General features: G+C 47.4%; 22 protein-coding genes. 15 read left to right on the top strand and 7 right to left on the bottom strand.

The features are described 5' to 3' along the window. Positions 1-35: 35 nt before the first annotated feature. A complete protein-coding gene (locus CWM47_RS22505) occupies positions 36-446 on the bottom strand; it encodes a hypothetical protein (protein ID WP_100990435.1) in 411 nt (136 codons plus the stop codon). A 23-nt stretch (positions 447-469) separates the two neighbouring features. Then, entirely contained in the window at positions 470-1705 is a 1236-nt protein-coding gene (locus tag CWM47_RS22500) for a sulfite oxidase (RefSeq protein WP_100990434.1), read from the bottom strand. A 173-nt stretch (positions 1706-1878) separates the two neighbouring features. On the opposite strand from CWM47_RS22500, the gene CWM47_RS22495 reads away from it, so the two are divergent. After that, positions 1879-2064: a hypothetical protein gene (locus tag CWM47_RS22495; protein WP_100990433.1), complete on the top strand. Its 186-nt coding sequence runs from the start codon at positions 1879-1881 to the stop codon at positions 2062-2064. 56 nt (positions 2065-2120) lie between these two features. Here the strand turns inward: CWM47_RS22495 and CWM47_RS22490 are convergent, their stop codons facing one another. Continuing rightward, a complete protein-coding gene (locus CWM47_RS22490; protein WP_100990432.1) occupies positions 2121-2705 on the bottom strand; it encodes an outer membrane beta-barrel protein in 585 nt (194 codons plus the stop codon). Positions 2706-2943: 238 nt separating this feature from the next. On the opposite strand from CWM47_RS22490, the gene CWM47_RS22485 reads away from it, so the two are divergent. From CWM47_RS22485 to CWM47_RS22460, 6 genes are all read left to right on the top strand, one after another. Beyond that, positions 2944-3504, top strand: a complete 561-nt coding sequence (locus CWM47_RS22485) for a YqgE/AlgH family protein (RefSeq protein ID WP_100990431.1) — start codon at positions 2944-2946, stop codon at positions 3502-3504. Positions 3505-3650: 146 nt separating this feature from the next. Further along, on the top strand, positions 3651-4259 hold the full coding sequence (locus CWM47_RS22480; protein WP_100990430.1) for an outer membrane beta-barrel protein: 609 nt from the start codon (positions 3651-3653) through the stop codon (positions 4257-4259). A gap of 89 nt (positions 4260-4348) precedes the next feature. After that, positions 4349-4816 carry an NADH-quinone oxidoreductase subunit A gene (locus CWM47_RS22475; protein WP_100990429.1) on the top strand — a complete coding sequence of 156 codons (468 nt, stop codon included), beginning with the start codon at positions 4349-4351 and terminating at the stop codon, positions 4814-4816. A 26-nt stretch (positions 4817-4842) separates the two neighbouring features. Then, the gene (locus tag CWM47_RS22470) at positions 4843-5367 is read left to right on the top strand and encodes a hypothetical protein (protein ID WP_240625395.1); all 525 of its coding nucleotides are present in this window, start codon (positions 4843-4845) and stop codon (positions 5365-5367) included. Positions 5368-5371: 4 nt separating this feature from the next. Continuing rightward, a complete protein-coding gene (locus tag CWM47_RS22465) occupies positions 5372-5869 on the top strand; it encodes an NADH-quinone oxidoreductase subunit B (RefSeq protein ID WP_100990427.1) in 498 nt (165 codons plus the stop codon). 76 nt (positions 5870-5945) lie between these two features. Next, positions 5946-6890 carry a hypothetical protein gene (locus CWM47_RS22460; protein WP_206170536.1) on the top strand — a complete coding sequence of 315 codons (945 nt, stop codon included), beginning with the start codon at positions 5946-5948 and terminating at the stop codon, positions 6888-6890. Positions 6891-6957: 67 nt separating this feature from the next. Here the strand turns inward: CWM47_RS22460 and CWM47_RS22455 are convergent, their stop codons facing one another. Next, positions 6958-8337, bottom strand: a complete 1380-nt coding sequence (locus CWM47_RS22455) for a hypothetical protein (RefSeq protein WP_100990426.1) — start codon at positions 8335-8337, stop codon at positions 6958-6960. A 253-nt stretch (positions 8338-8590) separates the two neighbouring features. Here CWM47_RS22455 and CWM47_RS22450 point away from each other — a divergent pair, with 253 nt between their 5' ends. The 8 genes from CWM47_RS22450 to CWM47_RS39345 all read left to right on the top strand — a co-directional run bounded on the left by CWM47_RS22450 (position 8591) and on the right by CWM47_RS39345 (position 16777). Next, positions 8591-9859 carry an MFS transporter gene (locus CWM47_RS22450; protein ID WP_100990425.1) on the top strand — a complete coding sequence of 423 codons (1269 nt, stop codon included), beginning with the start codon at positions 8591-8593 and terminating at the stop codon, positions 9857-9859. A gap of 106 nt (positions 9860-9965) precedes the next feature. Next, complete coding sequence (locus CWM47_RS22445; RefSeq protein WP_100990424.1) at positions 9966-11207, top strand: MFS transporter; 1242 nt, start codon at positions 9966-9968, stop codon at positions 11205-11207. Between the two features lie 115 nt (positions 11208-11322). Continuing rightward, a complete protein-coding gene (locus tag CWM47_RS22440; protein ID WP_100990423.1) occupies positions 11323-11736 on the top strand; it encodes a hypothetical protein in 414 nt (137 codons plus the stop codon). A gap of 233 nt (positions 11737-11969) precedes the next feature. Then, positions 11970-13667, top strand: coding sequence for a sodium:solute symporter family transporter (locus tag CWM47_RS22435; RefSeq protein WP_100990422.1), 1698 nt, complete (start codon positions 11970-11972; stop codon positions 13665-13667). A gap of 145 nt (positions 13668-13812) precedes the next feature. Beyond that, a complete protein-coding gene (locus CWM47_RS22430; RefSeq protein WP_100990421.1) occupies positions 13813-14211 on the top strand; it encodes a GxxExxY protein in 399 nt (132 codons plus the stop codon). Positions 14212-14311: 100 nt separating this feature from the next. After that, positions 14312-15547 (top strand): MFS transporter, encoded by a 1236-nt coding sequence (locus CWM47_RS22425; RefSeq protein WP_100990420.1) that lies wholly within the window; start codon positions 14312-14314, stop codon positions 15545-15547. 108 nt (positions 15548-15655) lie between these two features. Continuing rightward, entirely contained in the window at positions 15656-16060 is a 405-nt protein-coding gene (locus CWM47_RS39350) for a hypothetical protein (RefSeq protein WP_240625393.1), read from the top strand. 24 nt (positions 16061-16084) lie between these two features. Continuing rightward, entirely contained in the window at positions 16085-16777 is a 693-nt protein-coding gene (locus CWM47_RS39345; protein ID WP_240625392.1) for a hypothetical protein, read from the top strand. 28 nt (positions 16778-16805) lie between these two features. Here CWM47_RS39345 and CWM47_RS22415 read toward each other — a convergent pair whose 3' ends face one another. From CWM47_RS22415 to CWM47_RS22405, 3 genes are all read right to left on the bottom strand, one after another. After that, positions 16806-17312: an OmpA family protein gene (locus tag CWM47_RS22415; protein ID WP_100990419.1), complete on the bottom strand. Its 507-nt coding sequence runs from the start codon at positions 17310-17312 to the stop codon at positions 16806-16808. A gap of 158 nt (positions 17313-17470) precedes the next feature. Further along, positions 17471-19069 carry a hypothetical protein gene (locus CWM47_RS22410; protein ID WP_100990418.1) on the bottom strand — a complete coding sequence of 533 codons (1599 nt, stop codon included), beginning with the start codon at positions 19067-19069 and terminating at the stop codon, positions 17471-17473. 10 nt (positions 19070-19079) lie between these two features. Beyond that, a complete protein-coding gene (locus CWM47_RS22405; protein WP_157816045.1) occupies positions 19080-19790 on the bottom strand; it encodes a hypothetical protein in 711 nt (236 codons plus the stop codon). Between the last annotated feature and the right edge of the window lie 90 nt (positions 19791-19880).

Genomic DNA, 19880 nt, shown 5'->3' with positions numbered 1-19880 from the left:
ATAGTGATGCACGTTTTTCAAGAACGAATACCTGCTTATTGATCCAGTTTATACCATTTGACTTCTTTCAGTGGAGTGCGTCGAAAATTTGTCAGATTAACGGCTGTCTGAGGCCCGTAATTTTTTTCGAGATAATCCAGCACGACCTTCTCCGATTCGCCCAAGTCCCAGAGTTTATGGTATTTCTGCATCCAGCGGATACGTTCCAGCCAGCCAGCCCGGCTAAACCGATGCTGCAAGATGAGTTTCGACGAATGGCAGGCCGTACACTGTGCTTTTACCATCATCAGACTTGGGTCATTGACCATTCCTGATTCGGCATCAATTTTGGCGGTGTCGGCTACGGCAATTAAAGCTGTCTGTTTCCGGGGCGCATAAACACCCTGAAAACTAAGCAGGCTAATTAGTAGGACGCCAATTAACAAAAAGGTATTTACTGTTTTCATTACGTTTGATGCTTTTGCCAGACCTAACTTGCTTTTACAGCAATCCGATGGCAGGCATTATTTAAATAACCGCCGGGGTTCCATTGGGGAATGACAACTGGCTGCGTAACGCCACTGCTGTCGGTAGCCCGCACCCACACCTCATAATAACCTGATTGGGGGAATGTTAATTCGGCCGACCAGTGTTGCCACGCGAGTCGATTTTTGGGTGGCTGTAGCTTACTTTTTTGCCAGGTAGCGCCGTAGTCGATGGATGTTTGCACCTCCTGAACGGCCCGATCGCCCGCCCACGCGTGACCGCGCAGGGAAAGCACTTTTTTTGCATCGACCATGGCACCCGTTTTAGGGTACGTAATCATCGACTTCACGGGCATCGACTCAATGATGCGGAAGTTTTCGGGTGTTTCAGGAATTTTCTCGCCGGGCTGTACAGGCCGAATCGGCATCTTATAGCTATGGCCTTCCATTTTTGCCCCATCGTGAATTTTGTCCCGAACGGCAATCGTATGCAGCCACTTGCCCGATACCGAGGCAGGCCAACCGCCAATGACCAGCCGAAGCGGATAGCCATGAGCCAACGGAATATCCTTTCCGTTCAATGCCCAGGCAATAAGCGTCTCGTTTTCGAGGGCTTTTTTCATCGGCACCCCGCGAGAGATAGCCACTTTTGTGGGGTCCTGACTCAGGTGCGGGTCTTTCCCATAATAGCCAATGTAAACGGCATCGTCTTTCAGCCCCACATCGGCCAGAATATCTTTCAGACGAACGCCCGTCCACTCGGCGCAGCTAACGGCTCCCTGATCCCACGGATTACCCGTTGTTTGGGGCTCATAGCCTGAGCGACCGTTACCGCCACATTCGAGCACAAGCTGGTACGTATACGGTTTGAAACGTTTTTTGAGGTCATTGAGCGTGTATGTTTTTGTCGCTTTTACCGATTCTCCTTTTATAGTGAGCGTCCAGGTCGCCGGATCAATCGGTTCGGATGGAATCAAACCGTTGTTGCGGATAAACATCTTTTCGACGGGCGTAATGGCATCGTCTAACAAATGAATGGGCGATTCGACATTCCAGGGTTTATCGCCCAGCACTTTCATGTCAGGACTCTTGCCCTTCAAAGGATCATAATCGAAGCCTATCGGTGTATAAAAAGGCGGAATCTTGTCGGCAAAAGCAATATGGGTACCTACTAACGTTGTAAGCGTAGCTAAAGCACTTTTCCGGAGAAAACCGCGCCGGTCGTGAATCTGATCGTGCATTGAGTCAATCTAGTTTTTCTTGCGTAGACAAAGTTGGTAAATACTAACGAGATATAGTCAGCAAGTCCAATCAATAAATTGGTCGTTTTTTCAATCAGGAAACCATGGCAAATGTCCTTTTTACCCTATTTTTACCAGGCAAGTAACCCTGATTTCACGCATAAAACATCAACATGAAGATTTACATTCTCCTGTTAACAATTGGTAGTTGCTTCTTCAGTCAGTTTTGTCAAGGGCAGGAGTGCCAGTCTGTTCAGCGAATTGACACGAAGGAAGGCGTTGCTTATATGGGTATTGCTGGTATAACAAAGGTTACTACCGTTACAGGCAGTCAGTTAATTCCCGGACTCGTTTCATAGTTAGACTTAGTAGATATACTAAGCCAGCCCCTAAAATAAACGTCTGTGACGCTTATTCAGAAGTGAAACATAAGTTGAGTCTGTATGCCAATTCTGTATGAGTTATAATCTTTAAATTGGTATAACCACCCTGAATCGGGCTTGTAGAATAAGTAACTACCAGTTGGCTGGACCAACCAGTCAACATTCTTACTAATTCTGTAATCTACTCCTATACCAATAACAGCACTTGGCTTTACCCGATCATTACCAGCTAATGCACTTTTCTCTAAAATAGCACCGGCCGAGAAGTAAGGTGATATGCGTTTGACAGATGACCTGAAATTTATGAGTATAGGCAATTGGATATATTTGGTTCCCAACCTGACGTCATTAGTTGATGGGTCCTTCAAATGTGATGTTGTTTTATTGTAAAGTAATCCAGCCGATAAATCCCACCTTGGTGTAAAATGGTATCTGGCATTGAGACCAATAGATGAGGCCACGGAATAACCGTCATATCCCTTAATTGTCCCATCATAAATTGATTGAATTTGGTAATTATAGTTACTATGTAGAAACCAGTAACTTGGAGCAATTGACACTTTACTTTGTGCTAATAGACAAGTGTTTGCCAATAAGATAAAAATAAACGTTTTCATGAGGGTAGCTGATAGGACGTTAATCGACTACACATAAGTGATGTTATGTTCATCTATAAAGTAGAAGTAAGATATAGGGGTCATTTACTATGTTTTCCTTCTCTACAATAAGACTAATTTAAAAATCCGTCCGTAAGGTCAATTTTATAGCTTCAGCTAGCGTATTTAACAGTTTTTAACCAATATCGCTTACAGAAAAGGCGTTTTAGTACATTACTCGTTAACCGCATTTTGACCTATGAATACGTCTTCGCCGATTGTTAAGAATGGAGATTTATTGATTGCCGAGCCCTTTATGGGCGACAATAACTTTGAACGCAGTGTTGTACTGGTTTGTGAGCATAACGCCGTTGGCACCTTTGGTTTGGTTCTGAATCAAGTGACTGATATTCACCTGGGCGATGTTATTGACGACATTCATACCGATTTGCCCCTATTTGTGGGTGGGCCTGTTCAGCAAAATACCCTGCATTTTATTCATCGTCGGCCCGATTTGATTGATGGCTCGATCTGCGTGGTCGATGATCTATATTGGAGTGGCGATTTTGAGCAAATCAAGCAAGCCGTCAATCTGGGCACCATTACCGAGCGGGATATCCGTTTCTTTATCGGGTATTCGGGTTGGAACGAAGGGCAGCTGGACAGTGAACTAACGCAGAAAGCGTGGATCATCAGCCGAACCAAAGCCGATTTTTTATTCGATACCCCAACAACCGAATTCTGGCGCGAGGTCCTGAAACGCAAGGGAGGTGAATATAAGTCGATAGCCCATTATCCCGTTGACCCAAGGCTTAACTAGCTGCCCGGCTCATCCAGTTAACGAATCTTAACAGCCATTTCTTAACTTTTTTCACCAATTTTACGACGGTCCGACGTTTCGGGCAGTCCGGCTTACCCGGGCAGAAACTCGTTATTGTAAGGTTAGTTACCTTTCAGCAGTCCCGTATGTACACATATCGTTTCCTTATTCTATTTTTTTTAGTGACCTCATCCCTGCTTGCGCAGGCGCAAAGTGACAAACCCATTGGCGGCCATTTCGGTGTTAAAATAGGTGCTTCATTCTCACAGGTGTCCATTTCAGGAACAACTGTCAATATCCCGAAACGGGCTTTGGTACCCAACCTGGGTGTTATGTATCGGTATCGTTACAACAAGCTGGTGCTCCAGCCCGAAGTGCTTCTTGCGGTTAAAGGCGGTACTTTTCAACAGGAAATTGTGGGGGGCCGATCAACATCAAGCCATTCCTATTACTATTCCAGCGTGCCTGTCCTGCTTGGCTACATTCCAACTGAAGGGCTGACCATACAAGCCGGACCTGAGTTCAGTTATGCCCTCAATGCGGGTTCAGAAAATGGCCCTGGTGCGCAAAATGACCTGGGTGCAGTTTTAGGAGTACACTACGACTTCCTGGATATGCTCAATAAGTTCAGCCTGCATGTTCGCTATGTGTATGGCTTTACCAACGTATCGAACGAAGCAACAGCATCGTATTACAACCGCAACCTTCAGGTGTCGATTGTATATAATCTGTTCCCAAAAAAGAAGAAGAAATAAGGTTTTCGGTTTACGGTATTCGGTGGGCTGACGCGTAACTGTTCACGCGTACGCCTGCCGAAAACCGAAAAACCATAAATTAGCTCCACGTGCTTTCCGACTTCGGTATCATTCTGCTGTTTATTCTAGCTGCGTTTGCGTTCATCGCCATCGTGCTGTTTGTGGCGCGTATGCTGCGTCCGCACAGGCCGAACGTTGAGAAAAACAGTACCTATGAGTCGGGCGAAGAACCGATTGGCAACGCTAATGTGCAGTTCAACATTCGGTTTTATGTCGTAGCGCTGGTATTTGTATTGTTCGATGTCGAACTGGTTTTTCTCTTTCCGTGGGCAACGGTATTTGGCCAGGAGCGATACATTAGCGAGACAGGTGGTTTGTGGGGTTGGTTTGCCCTGACCGAAGCCATTTTGTTTGTCGTCGTTCTTGCCCTCGGTCTTGCCTATGTATGGGCAAAAGGTTACCTTGACTGGGTCAAACCACAACCCAAAGTACCATCAATAGAAACCAAAGTACCCGACCAACTATACCAGCAGGTAAACGAACGGTACAGGCGATAAGTCAACGTTTGCTGCGTCATACCTGTTTGGCAGTAGCCCTACATTTGTTGGTATCGGTTGGGTTATTTGCCCAACAACATGAAGCTGCTGTTTATCGGGTTACGGTTGTGTTGAAAACCGGACAGCGCCTTCGGGGTTTACTGTCCGACGTTGATGACTCGTACCTTAGAGTAGGAGCAACCAACAATAGCCGGGGAGGCCTTGTTCAATTGGCAACTATCCGCAAAGTGATTGTTCGTCGAAATAGTAAAAAGAATGCGTTTATAAGCGGAGCCATTGTTGGCGGCTTACTAACGGGGTATGCTGCCAACCAATCCTTGCAGAAAAACCAGGTTCGCACACCCCTTATTTATGGCCTTACCATAACACTCTCTGCGGCTGGCGGTGCAGCCGCCGGGTTATTGGTAGGCTCGCTCATTAGTAATATAAGTGGCCGGGTTATTCGTCCGCTGGATCGAAACAATCCCGAACTATTTCTATTCCGTCAGATAGAACCCTTCACAATCCGGTATCAGGAAGACATGATCAATAGTTTGCCTAATCCTAATTAAAACGATGACACCCCAATCTATAGCCGACAAGACTGGCGAAGCCAGTGTAATCATGATGCATTCCGAAGACCTGCTGAATTGGTCGCGGGAAAAATCCATGTGGCCCCTGAGCTTTGGGCTAGCGTGCTGCGCTATTGAAATGATGCAGGCCTTTGCGGCCAGTTACGACCTCGAACGGTTCGGCATTTTTCCGCGTCCTTCGCCCCGTCAGTCTGATGTTATGATTGTATCCGGCACGGTAACCTACAAAATGGCTGACCGGATTCGACGACTTTACGAACAAATGCCTGAACCCCGTTATGTGATCTCGATGGGGTCATGCTCCAACTGTGGCGGGCCCTACTGGCAGCATGGTTACCACGTTGTGAAAGGAGTTGATCGGATCATTCCGGTTGATGTGTATGTGCCCGGCTGCCCACCGCGACCGGAAGCGTTAATTGATGGCTTTCTGAAATTGCAGGAGAAAATCAGAACCGAACACCCGCTTTCTGACAATAAATAAATTTCATTTGCCAGATCTCAGTTAAAATCCCCTGTAATTTCATCGAGTCAGCGAACCTGAAACCCTGTATAAGAACGTGAACTCTCTCTGCACATCCTTCGGCCAAACGATGCAATCGTTTCGGCTCTTGTGGCTGATTTATGGCATCACCCTGGTGTTGGGATTGCTGGTTGCGTTCCCGTTTTATAATACCCTCAAGGTTGAAGACCAGAATTCGCTGGCCTTTCTGAATTTGCTCAAAGGCTTCGATTACACGGTCTATTCTGACTTTATGAATCGCAGTGGACGGGTCATTTCTCCGCTAATGAGTGTTGGCCGTTGGTTAGGCATAGTATATGTATTTCTAAGCGTCTTTTTTGCGGGCGGAATCCTGTTGCGTTTTTCGCAGCCGAACACGCCATTTAGTAGTGGTATGTTCTGGCAGGGATGCGCGCATTATACCGGACGGTTCCTGCGGCTTTTTGGTGTTACACTGCTTTTTGTTGTGGTTGGGGGCGGCCTGTGGCTGGTTATAGGCTCGTTAGTCAGCATTGCGGTCAACGATTCTTTTACAGAACGCGGCCTCTTCTGGATAGGAGCCGGTTTCTTTTCACTCTTTGCGGTAACGGCTACGCTAATGCTTTGTATAGGCGACTATGCAAAGGTGCTCATGTTTCGGGAAGATGAGCACAATGCCTTTCGTGCATTTGGGCATGCCGGGCGACTCGTTATGCGAAACCCCGCCCGGACATATGGCTTGTATTGGTTGATGATCCTGTTGGGAACTGCCCTGTTTGGGATCTACTATTTACTTGACGAAGCCATTCTGATGAGCGGCTGGCTCACTATTGGCGTTATGTTTTTAATCCAGCAAACATTGATTTTCGCTCGTGTGGGCCTGAAAGTCTGGTGGTTAGGAACGGCTTATGGCAGTTATCAATTTTTACCAAAACCTGCACCAGTTTTGAGACAAGCGCCCCAGCCCGAACCCTTAGCGGAAATAGACCCGGAAACGCCCTTGAGTACTATTGATCCCTACTGAGTTTTAATCAGTGAGTGGTAAACACTAAATCGGTTAAAATACCGGTCATTGAAAATTCGACACCGGTTTACTGTACCCCCCACTTAATTAACATAAATACCGAGAAGACGGTAAATACGCCCAACGCCAGATACGTTCGTGTTGTAAGGAATCTAGGAAACATACAGACCAGTATATAGCCCAGAAACGGCCACGGGTGCGTAAGATAACGCTCGAAAAACGGATGATTTCCGCCCACAAACGCCTGAGAAATAACGAAGAGCACAACAAACGCAATCGAATAGACAAGCGCCTTATCGGAATAATCTTTTGCCTTGACAAAATCGACTATCCACGGTATAATGACTGCCATACTGATAAAGCTCAAGCTATAAAACATAAAAAGCCCTGCCCGATAAGCCAACTCACCTCTCGATATCAGCCAAGCTAACGTATGCTCAACCGGCCCACTTGTTACGTCGTTAACTGACGAAGAATCGTGAAAGAGATTAACATTTACCAGCGCTAAAATCAGGGCGACAGCTACCCCAATACCAACCGAACGTAGTAGTCCTTTAGCCTTCCAATACACATTAACCAGCACAATAGGAGCAACATAAATACCTATCAATATGAATGTTGACAGGGGCCGGAAGGTATTGAAACTGATACCCGAACGTAACTTGGACCACTGATGGAAGGCTGGTGGCGTTAACCCACCCCATATAATAGCGAGGCCAACCAGTGGCAGTATCCCCACAGCAATAAACAAGTATCTCAGTAGTTTACGGCCCAACTCGTTTACGGCACCCTGCTGGTTGTATTGCTCCCAATCAGCTACAAACAAAACAACAAACAGAGCCGGTAAAAGAGGAATAAAATAAAAGCGCGACACCGTTGTGCATCCCAGCAGCACGCAAGCCAGAAAAAAGAGGGGAAGCTGCCTAAGTCGTGAAACGGCAAGAATCAACAGACTGGCAAACAGAAAAATATAAGACGGGCCTTCCGTCATAACGGTAGAGACACTCAGGAAAAAATAAGGGAAAGCCAGCATAAATAAACTGGCACCCAGGATTTTCCGCTGTGAATCAACCGAAATTGTTCTTAGATAAAAGTAAATCAGGCCTACGAGCAACGCTAGCCCGGCGCAGGTAATCAGACGAAGACCGATGTAATCAATACCCGGAAATAACCAGAGCCAAAAAGCAAACCAAAAGTGACTGGATACACCCGTGGGTGGTACATGATTATACAAGGTGGTGTAATTGATCCCAAACTGGGCAAACGGCTTACTGGATTCCAGATGAAAATCTTCATCCATAACCCCCCATTTAACCCGTACAGCGAGCCCGGCGGCAATGATTAAATAAACCGCACTGATGGCTGCGAAATACCAAGCATAGGCCTTGTTCTCATTTGTTGTTCTTGAAACGTCGGGTAAATTGGCTGGTGCTGTTGATAGTTTCATCAAGCTACTTAAAATTTAAATTGGTCAAATTTAATAGATTACCCGCGAATCGACACCCTAGGGTAGTTCCGTTCTATGAAAACCCTTCTTTCGTTGACACGGGTTGTCGGTACTTACTGATAAAGATCAATGCAACACGAGTACCCATAAAGTAGTCAATGATTTATGCTGGATGCGTCTTTCTGCACAATCTTCTTTGGTCATTTCGTATACTTGCAAAACTATTTCGCTTTTTAATCCTTGATTTTGCCGTATGGCTATTCCTACCGTTTCATCTAAACCAAAAGCCTCTGCGACCGGGCTATTCGGTTTACCCGTTATTGTGGCCGCCTTAGGTTACTTTGTCGATATTTATGACTTACTCCTTTTTGGTATTGTTCGCGTACCCAGTCTGAAAGACCTCGGCCTCACACCCGACCAGATCTCGACCGTTGGTACCAGTATAATCAACTGGCAAATGGGTGGCTTACTGCTGGGCGGTATCTTCTGGGGTATTCTAGGCGATAAACGCGGTCGTCTTTCGGTCCTGTTTGGCAGCATTATCACGTATTCAATAGCCAACATTGCCTGCGGCTTTGTCAAGCACATCACATTTATGGACCCCACTACCTACTATGCCCTTATGCGTTTTGTGGCGGGTATCGGGTTGGCCGGTGAGTTGGGTGCCGGTATCACGCTGGTAAGCGAAGTGCTGCCTAAAGAGAAACGGGCTATCGGCACTTCGCTCGTGGCTGGCGTTGGTCTTTTTGGCGCCGTAGTTGCCTACTTCACTGTTAAATTATTTGATTGGCAAACCGCTTTTTTCGTGGGTGGTGGCTTAGGTTTCGGACTGTTATTATTGCGGGTAGGTGTAGTGGAATCGGGGATGTTCAAAGATGTGACGGATCAAAAACACGTTAACCGGGGCGATTTTCTCTCATTTTTCACCAATGCCGACCGGCTCAGCCGCTACCTCAAATGCATTGGTATTGGCCTGCCCACCTGGTTCGTAATTGGTATTCTGGCTACGTTCAGCAACGAATTTGGAAAGGCATTCGGTATCACTGAAGAAATTCAGCCGGGTCTGGCGATCATGTGGTGCTATGTTGGTCTGGCCCTCGGCGACCTGTCCAGTGGATTCATCAGCCATGCGCTGGCTTCAAGAAAAAAAGGGGTATCCTTACTCATGGCTATCGCTCTGGTTTTCAGTCTGGTTTATCTCTTTACGGGTATCAAATCGGCCACGGCTTTGTATGGCTTGTGTCTGGCAATGGGCTTCGGAATTGGCTATTGGGCTATGTTCGTGACTATTGGCGCCGAGCAATTTGGCACCAACCTTCGCGCTACGGCCGCCACCACCATACCCAACATGGTACGGGGTCTGGTCATTCCCATGACGATGTCGTATCAATTCCTAAAACCGTCTCTGGCCATTATCAACGCCGGAGCCGTTGTGGGGCTGGTTTGTTTCATTATCGGCTTTTATTCCATTCTGACCATCCCCGAAACGCATGGTAAGGATTTGAATTATTTAGAAGAATAGTAGTGATGTGGTTGGAGTAGGTGAAGTCAGTGAAATGAATACCTCCATCGCATTCTACTGACTTCACCTAATCCAACCACATCACTGCCTGACTAACTCCCTTTTCATGCAAACCCTCTCCCCTCCCCGCGTTTCCTACCGACCGTTATTTGCCTTACCTGTCATTGTGTCGGCACTGGGCTTCTTTGTCGATGTGTATGACATGTTGATTTTCAGCATTGTACGAGTGCCGAGTCTGCAATCGCTTGGTTTATCAGAAATAGACGTTTCGCAAGCTGGTACATTTATTCTCAATTGCCAGCAGGCGGGTCTGGTAATTGGCGGTTTTTTGTGGGGTGCCCTGGGCGACAAACGCGGTCGGATGTCGGTCCTGTTCGGAAGCATCGTTACCTATTCATTAACTAATATTGCCTGTGGTTTTGTGCAGGACGTGAATACCTACGCCCTCCTGCGGTTTATTGCTGGCGTTGGCCTGTCCGGCGAAATTGGTGCGGCCATTGTGCTGGTATCCGAAATTCTACCCAAGAACATTCGGAGCTATGGTTCGTCAATTGTGGCGGGCATTGGCTATCTCGGTGCGGGCGTAGCGTACTTTACTGTCGAATATTTCAACTGGCGCACGGCTTTCTGGGTAGGTGGCGGTATGGGTATTGCCCTGCTCCTGCTTCGGGTGAGCGTCTTTGAATCGGGGGTTTTCAGCCGCATGAAATCCGAGCATAAAGAAGTTAGCCGGGGAAATTTTCTGTACTTTTTCAGTAGTTGGCCACAAGCTATCAAGTATCTTCGGTGTGTGTCGGTAGGTATGCCGACCTGGTTTGTTGTTGGTATTCTGGCCACGTTTGCCAATGAACTTGGCCAAGCGCTGGGTATCGACGAAGTCGTAAAACCCGGTCGGTGCGTTATGATGATCTACGTCGGTATGGCCGTTGGTGATTTGCTCAGTGGTCCCCTGAGCCACTGGCTGAAATCGCGTCTGAAAGCTATTACGGGCCTGTTACTTTTTGGCACTCTGTTTTGTGGAATCTATCTATTTGGCGGCATCAAAACGGCGAGCGGCCTTTACACAGTGTGCTTATTTGCAGGCCTTTGCACAGGTTACATTGCTATGTATCTGACTATGGTGGCCGAGCTCTACGGCACCAACCTTCGCAATACGGCCACGACCTCTGTGCCTAGTGTTGTGCGTGGTATCCTAATTCCGATGACATTGATTTTCCAGGCTTTAAAGCCCTCGATGGGTGCTTTAATGGCGGCTGGTTTGTTGGGTATTGTTGTGTATGGTGTATCATTCTGGTCGCTGAGCCGAATGGATGAGACCTTCGGGAAAGATTTAGACTTTATGGAATGAGCCTTAACCGCTCATCATTTTTCTAAGCCGTTGCTCCAGAACGACAGCGTTTGAGGGGCTTCACGGCATCATTGGGTTGACAGCTAAAGGTAATCACTTAACTAGTATCAACTCAATGAAAACGTCCATTAAACTACTCACCAGTACCCTCCTCTTGGCTCTAACAGCCTCTTTCTCATCGCCTGCCCTGGCCGACGATCACAAGTCACAAGACAAGGTTTTTGCCGCGGCCATGTTTCCTGCCGCCAAAAATTCCAAACTCTGGCTGTGTCTGGAAAAATACAAATCAGAAAGCAAGATTGACCTGATGTTGGTCAATGAACGGGGTGAGGTTCTATTTCAGGAAACGGTATGCAGCAAAAACAGCAAACAAAATGCATACCGTCAGCAATTCGATATGAGCGAGCTAAGCGATGGCACCTACACATTCCGTATTATAGCGGGGACTCAGAAGGAAGAACGCACGTTTAAGCTTACAACGCCATCCGTAGAAGCGATACAGCCCGTGCGGCTTATTGCCATTAAGTAGAAAGAGTAGGCTAAAGAGGTATTTTTATTTGAGTACCAACCCAGAAAGGCTCGGAGTCGACTCCGAGCCTTTCTGGGTTCCAGACATAATCTCCTGTCATTCCGGAATTTGCCTTCACGAACTAATCCTGATTTCACAAATCTGCAAATGATTTTACCCTACAGTAAGCCTATTTGGAGAAATAATTGCTTTTTTACAGGCTGATTCCAAAAACTCATTCTATACTAGAAGCAATGAACCAACTTAAACAAATAGACTACATTATTTTCTTTCTGTACTTCATTGGTGTTTCCTCCTACGGATACTGGATTTACAAACGAAAACAAACTACCAAACTTGACACCAAAGATTTTTTTCTGGCCGAAGGGTCGTTAACCTGGTGGGCCATCGGAGCATCCATGATTGCCTCTAACATCTCGGCCGAGCAGTTCATTGGCATGTCGGGAAACGGCTTCACCTTTGGAGCCGCCGTTGCGGTATATGAATGGTTTGCGGCTATCGCCTTGATTATTGTGGCGGTCTGGTTCATGCCGATCTACCTCAAAAACCACATCTACACCATGCCGCAGTTCCTGAAAACGCGGTATAATGAAACGGTTAGTCTTATCATGGCCATTTTCTGGCTGTTCCTGTATGTATTCGTTAACCTGACCTCTATTCTTTTTCTGGGCGCACTGGCCATCAGCACGCTGGTTGGGGGCGATTCGTTTCACCCGATCGTTATTGGCCTTAGCCTCTTTGCGATCGTGATTACGCTGGGCGGTATGAAAGTAATTGGCTACACCGACGTAATTCAGGTAGCCGTTCTTATCATTGGTGGTCTGGTAACATCCTACATTGCACTTACGCTGGTAAGTCAGAAGTTCGGTTTGGGGAACGACGTTATTGCGGGTTTCTCGGCCATGATGGGCGATGCCGACGATCACTTCCACATGATTTTTGAAAAACCGGGGCCAAATACGTCGCAGGTCGACATTAATAAATACCTGACCTTACCCGGCCTTGCCATGTACTTCGCCGGTATCTGGATTGTGAACCTGAACTACTGGGGTTGCAACCAGTACATTACCCAACGCGCGTTGGGTGCCGATTTGAAAACGGCTCGTACAGGTATTCTCTTTGCGGCCCTGTTGAAAATCTTCATGCCGCTTATCGTAATGCTGCCGGGTATTGCGGCTTATGTGCTCTACAAAAATGGTAGCCTGCAAAACGAAATGGCTCCGGGCGGCAAACTCCTCGCCGATAATGCCTATTCAGCAATTTTGTCCTTCCTGCCAAACGGTCTGAAAGGGCTCTCGATGGCGGCCTTGACAGCAGCTATCGTGGCCTCGCTGGCGGGTAAAGCCAACTCGATCTCGACGATTTTCACCCTCGATATTTATCAGAAATACATCAAAAAAGACGCTTCCCAAACACAATTGGTGTGGGTTGGCCGTATCACTATTTTTGCCGCCATGCTGTTATCTATCGGCCTGACGTGGCAGGATGCACTGGGTATTGGTCGTGAAGGTGGGTTTACGTTCATTCAGAAATACACGGGCTACCTAAGTCCTGCCATTTTCGCGGTCTTTATTCTTGGCTTTTTCTGGAAGCGTACCACAGGTGCTGCCGCAGTAGCGGGTATTTTGGGTGGTTTTGGCCTGGCCGTATTGTTCAACAACTTCGCTCCTTCGCTGTTTGGTAACGAAACCCTGTTGTACACGGCTTATCCGAATGGTGCGGGTGGGTATGAAATTCCCTTCCTGATTTGTATGGGCTGGGCGTTTTTCTTTACGGTATTACTGATGGTGGTGATTAGCCTTGTAGGACCAGCCATCAACCCTAAAGCGTTTGCCATCGATTCGAGTATGTTCAAACTAGCCCCATCGGCAACGGCTCTGGCAGTTATTATCCTGCTGCTCATTACGGTGCTATACGTTCGACTCTGGTAAGGCTGTTTGTAGCCTCTAGACATTTATTTTTTAGCACACAGATTGTACGGATGGAACGGATTTTTACGGATAGAGCTGTCAGCCCCTCGCCGTTATGCGTTCCATCCGTGTGTGTTAATTAAGGCGTTGCCAATTTCAATAAAATATGCCCAAACTACTTCATAGAGAACTGACCGATGCCATTATTGGCATCTACTACGATGTTTTCAATGAACTTGGTTATGGCTTCCTGGAGCGCGTCTATCAGAATGCGATGTACGCGGAACTGAAAAACGAAGGATTTGACGTAACGGCCCAGCAGCAAATAAAAGTATATTATAAGGGATTGCTGGTGGGCGATTATTTTGCAGATTTACTCATCGATAACTGTATCATACTAGAACTGAAAGCGACAGAGTCCCTTGCCGAAGAACACGAAGTTCAATTACTCAACTACCTCCGAGCTACGGATATTGAGGTCGGTCTACTACTTAATTTTGGCAAAAAGCCAGAGTTCAAGCGTCTGGTATACACCAATAACCGAAAGAGGTTAAGAAACTGCTGAAATCTTAGTACAAAGCGGATTTCTACAGCAACTAAATCTGTGGTCTATCCGTATAATCTGTTAAATCTGTGTTCCTTTTTGGTGCATTCGTCAGTCACTTATGCAAACATCTTCCTCCTCACCCGTTTCCCTACGCCCCTTATTCGCACTCCCCGTCATTGTAGCGGCACTAGGGTATTTTGTCGATGTATATGACCTCCTGCTGTTCAACATTGTACGGGTGCCGAGCCTTAAAGAACTGGGTCTGTCAGAAGCCGACATTTCTATCATTGGCGGACGAATCCTGAACTTTCAACAGGCGGGCTTACTACTTGGCGGTATTTTTTGGGGTATTCTGGGCGATAAACGCGGTCGGCTGTCAGTGTTGTTTGGTAGCATTATCACGTACTCGCTGGCAAATATTGCCTGCGGCTGGGTGCATGACCCGCAGGTGTACGCCATCCTGCGGTTTGTAGCTGGTTTGGGACTTGCGGGTGAACTGGGCGCGGGTATTACACTGGTTAGCGAGATTTTACCACCCCATTTGCGCGGTTATGGTTCATCGCTGGTAGCGAGTGTTGGTCTGCTTGGTGCCGTAGTGGCCTACTTCACCGTTACTCTGTTCGATTGGCGTACAACCTATTTTATTGGCGGAAGCATGGGCCTTGGGCTGCTCATTTTGCGGGTGAGCGTCTTTGAATCAGGCATGTTCAAACGCACGCAGCAAACGGGCGTAGTCAGGGGTAATTTCTGGGCATTGTTCCAGGGGCGCGAACGGTTCCTGCGCTACCTCCGATGCATGGGACTAGCCCTGCCCACCTACCTCGTTATTGGCATTCTGGCCACGTTTGGCAATGAGTTTGGCAAGGCACTCGGCATTACCGAAGCCATCACGCCCGGCCGCTGTGTGATGTTTACGTATGTGGGCACCGTAATAGGCGATTTAACAAGCGGGCTGCTAAGTCAATATCTCCGCTCCCGCCGGAAAGCCATCGGCCTGATGATGAGCCTGACGTTTGTGTTTGTCATCATGTATTTATTTGGCGGCATCAACTCAACGGGTGCCTTTTATGCTCTTTGTCTGATGATGGGCTTTGGCATTGGCTACATTGCCATGTTCCTGACCATTACGGCCGAGAGTTTCGGTACCAACCTCCGCGCCACGGCTACAACATCCGTCGCGAACAACGTCCGCGCAACAACCTTACTCACCATCCCCGCTTTTCAGGCCATGAAGCCCGTTATCGGCGTTCTGGAAGCCGGTGCCGTAGTCGCCTTTATCTGCTTCGCTCTGGGCTACTGGTCGCTGGCAACACTAGGCGAGACATTTGGGAAAGAACTGGATTACACGGAGTAGGGGATTGGCTTTAAGGGTTGTGATTTTTGCATCTGCTGGGGTACAATCTAAAATCACAAGAAAGAAACAAAACCAACCGTTCTTCCTCTGTCGATCCAAAGTCAAGTTATGACACAAGCCTTATCAGACAGCCGTACCTCCTGGTTTTTTAAATTTTGTGAATGTGCGCTGGCGGCTATTGCGTTGCTGAACCTCCTTCTGTTTCCTCTGGAGTTCTTGCCTGCCTCATTTTTCGAGAAATACGGCCAGTATTTTGAGTATTTGTTAGCTGGCATGGTTGGAGCAGCCTTGCTTGGTAGCCTGTTATACGTCTGGTTTTGGCACCGTCGCGAACAGGCAAATACCATGCACAGCGCCTTACAGCATGCCTGGCTACAAGGCATTATTCGCTATTGGCTGGCCTTATCGATATCGTCTTATGGCTTTGCCAAGATTTTAAAAACGCAATTCCAAACTGCGGATTACTTCCTCGATATGCCTTTGGGCGTGGTAAGTGGAATGGGACTGACCTAGTATTATTTTGGCTACTCATATCAATTGGCGGTTATTATTGCCCTTTTTCAAATAGGCGGGTCTATCCTGCTGCTCTATCGCCGGACAACCTTACTGGGAGCGATGACCCTTTTGCCGGTGATGGTCAACATCGTCCTAATTAATATATTCTATAAAATTAGTATTGGGGCCTTTTTTAACTCAGTCCTTTATTCAGTCGCCCTAGTCTTTCTGCTTTTGCTCCATCGAGAACGACTCAAACTTATCTTTTGGGATTTAGTCGATCAGTTGCCTGGCATTCCATTAGGGCGTGGTTGGGTTAAACACAGCCTGCGCGTACTGCCCATTGCGGTAGCCTTTGTCTCACTTAAAGCCTTGATCGCCACTCATCCTTATGACCAAACGCTAAAAGGTACCTGGCAAGTGGAAAAACTGGTCCGTAACGGCCAAGTCCAACAAGCTACGGCCTGGTTAACAAATAAGAAAGCCTGGAGCCGAATCTACTTTGCGGGCTATGAAGGCTGTGCTTTTAGTCCGAATCCGTACCGGTTTGACCCTGGTGAAAGTTTATTCGGCAGTTATGAATTCGATAGCCTGCAAAACAAATTGCAAGTAGCCTTCTATTCTCATGATACCCTACGGGCCACCCTTAGTAATCGTACAACTGAGGCTATGCGACTCCAGGGGATTCTGAGGCATGACACACTGGATATACAACTCTCCCGGCTACGACGATAAAGCGGTTATGCAGGTTTATTAATTAAGTTCACCTCGGTAAAAGCTGAACAGCAACTCGCCGACCAATTGTTTTTACCGCCTTCGGGTCATCCGCTAATGCGTCTTTATCAGGCCCTTCCCAGCGAGCAATAATCTGATCGGCAGGCACACCCCGCTGCGTTAAATACATCGCAACGGCTTTGGTACGCTTCTCGGCCAGAATCAGGTTCAACTCACGCTTACCTACATCGTCGGTGTAACCAGTCAGAGTTGCGCTTAACGTAGGCTGGTTTATCAACAGCCGGGCCAGCGAATCAAGGGTTGTTTTTACCCTGGGGCGCAGCATAGGGCTGCTTTGATCAAAGTATAGAATGGTGATACTCACCGGGAGCATCATCGCTTTTCCGGACGGTTCCTGAGCTACTACCTGCGCCTGAGTACAGGTGCTTAGCGCCAATAGAAAACCAATTAACCTTTGGACACGCTTAGGTCGAATAGCTAAGGTCAACGCTTTAAGCAATCCGGTTAACGGATGGTCTACGGTCAAAAACAGCATGCCGATTTATCGTTTGGGCGAGAGCCAGCCAGCAGCAATACCAGGATTTACATGATGACTGACCGAAGGCAAAATAACAGACTTTTCTTTACCGTCATACAGTCATCATGAACCAGACGATTCCCGTCTGGTTCATGATGACTGTAAACGAGGAGCTGTTACTGGCAGATACTAACGTCTTTCGAGAATTTGATTTCGATCATCCGCGTGCCCGTGTTCTGTCCGGCGTTGATGGTAATTGGGTTGAAGCCATTGTACTGCACACCGGCTTCATAATCGGCGTTTGGTTCAAGACCAACGAGTTTGCCTTTTCCACTCGTCAGGAATGACTGCTGCCAGTTGTTTGTACCCAGTTTCCGGTATTTAACCCAGGCGCTGGGCGTAATCTGCACATCGGATTTATTTTCACAATAAGCTGATATAGCCACATCAAGGTCGATCAGATTTACGGGATAAACAACGCTCACAGTGTGAGTGCCGCACAGCTTACTAACCGTTGACGTACCAATCTGCTTGCCATCGGGCGAAAACAGATCAAGCCGGGCGGCACCGGAAAAGGGCCGGGGAAACGAAATGGTATTGCCTGCGGTAGACCCACTCTGATAAATCTGGTCGCCATTATAAAGCGTCCAGTTCAAAGGTTTGCCATCCGGCTTTCCGGTAATTGTCCACTGGCCGCCCTCTGCACAACTGGCACCACTTGGCGCCCAGAAAGACAGGCTATAGCCCGACAAATGCGTAATCGGAATGGCGACCTGCAAGACATTACTCGATTGTTTTACGGCAGCATCCCGCTCATACACCCATTCGCCGGTCAGCTCATTATAACTGAATACCGGTATCAAATCGCCCGATTTTAGTTTCTGACCCGTTTCAGGGTTCGTCATCGTATTATCGACTGTTGCATTTACTGTAACCGGCTGACTAAACGTTGTTACGACCTGACCGCTGGCATTCGCCAGTTCGATAGACACAAACCCGGCTGTTGTAAACGTGCCTACAACATTGGCCCCTCCCTGATCGTCCTTGTTTACACGAGTGGTAAAACCACCGGGAAATGCTTGTAACGATGATTCCATTCTGCTGGAGAAGGTAGCAACCTGGGCAGTCAGGTTGCCGGTTACGACTTGTCCTTTTGCATCTTTCAGCTGTGTATTGGCCGGTATTTGTACAGTTACGCTGGTTGTCATGGATGCGCTTATAGGCGTTGTTATCGTCTCATCCGACTTAACGGCACCCGTTGCCGACGTTTCGACAACATCCTGTTTTATGGCGACTCCCCCTACTGGCGCATTTTCTTTAACTAACCGGATTTCGAATGGCTCTGGCTTGGCTTTATCGACGAACAAATAAATGCTGGAAGCAATGTAGCCGGGCGCATCGACCACAATACGGAGTTCAGCGGGTTTGGCTGTCGTTGGAACAACACCTTTTAAACCCAGAAATAAATCAGCTTTGGGGCTTTTGAACGATGTTGTCGCAACACCCTCATAGGTAAGTACCCGGCTGGCGTCGGGACCATATATGTTGACCTGAACCGGAACGCTTAGCGCTTCGCCCGTTTTCGCATCGACCACTAATCCCTGAAGCGCCGTTGGCGAGGGTTCGTAATTGATTTTAAACACAACGCCCTTTAAGGGGTCGAGTTTCTGAATGTCTTTTAGATCCTGACAAGCGGTTCCCAGCGCCACGGCAGCGATTGTCATAACCACACCTTTTACCAGGCGAGGCCAGACTGTATAGTTTTTAATAGTCATAGCAGTAAGTCTAAAAACGGGTGGATACGAGGTTATAGGAGATACCCAGATTGACGACAGGATAATATTTCAGCGGTTTGAGGTTATCCTGAATAATAGGGCCCTGATCGCTGGAAGGCTCCAGCATACCCGTTGTTGCAAAAGTGATCGTGGGCGACTGCTGGTAAAAAACACCCACATCAACCATGAATTTCAGTCGATTTTTTAGGAATGGGTGCCCCCAGCCGATGCCCGCATACGGCGCTACTTTACTAAAATTCGCCTTTCCATCGACGGTACCAACCTGATCAACCGTAAACACAACATCGTTGAATTTTACATCTTTAGTTGGCTTGCCAAAAAAGCTGATCTGGTTTTGATTGTAGTATGCTCCGGCTGTTAGTCGAAAGCCCGCCCGTTTGATCGGGTAATAGTCCAGCAACAAGTTGAACGACGATAATTTAACGGTGTAATCGAAGCCAATCTGAAGATCGTCGCTGTCTTTCCCCGACTTCAGATTGCCATTATAAGTAAATAAATTAGCGCCAGCCCGTATGGATAATTGGCGAAAAATCGACTTGGAAATATCAACACCAATACCAGCCGTGCCAGCATGCACAGCCAGAGCTACTCCCGGCCTATATAGTGGTAGTGGCCTGGATGGTCTGTCAGTCGGATTTGCCTGGCTATGGGCCGTCAAGGAAAATGCTTGTAATAATAGTAGCAGTAGATACGGGCGCATAAACATCGTTATTTCCTACAAATAACGATGTTTTAGTTTATATTATAAGTAATAAGTAAATATAAAGTTTATTTCATATCATATTTTGAA

The organism is Spirosoma pollinicola, from assembly GCF_002831565.1.
In the GTDB taxonomy this organism is placed as follows: domain Bacteria; phylum Bacteroidota; class Bacteroidia; order Cytophagales; family Spirosomataceae; genus Spirosoma; species Spirosoma pollinicola.
This window is presented reverse-complemented; position numbering and strand designations above follow the sequence as displayed.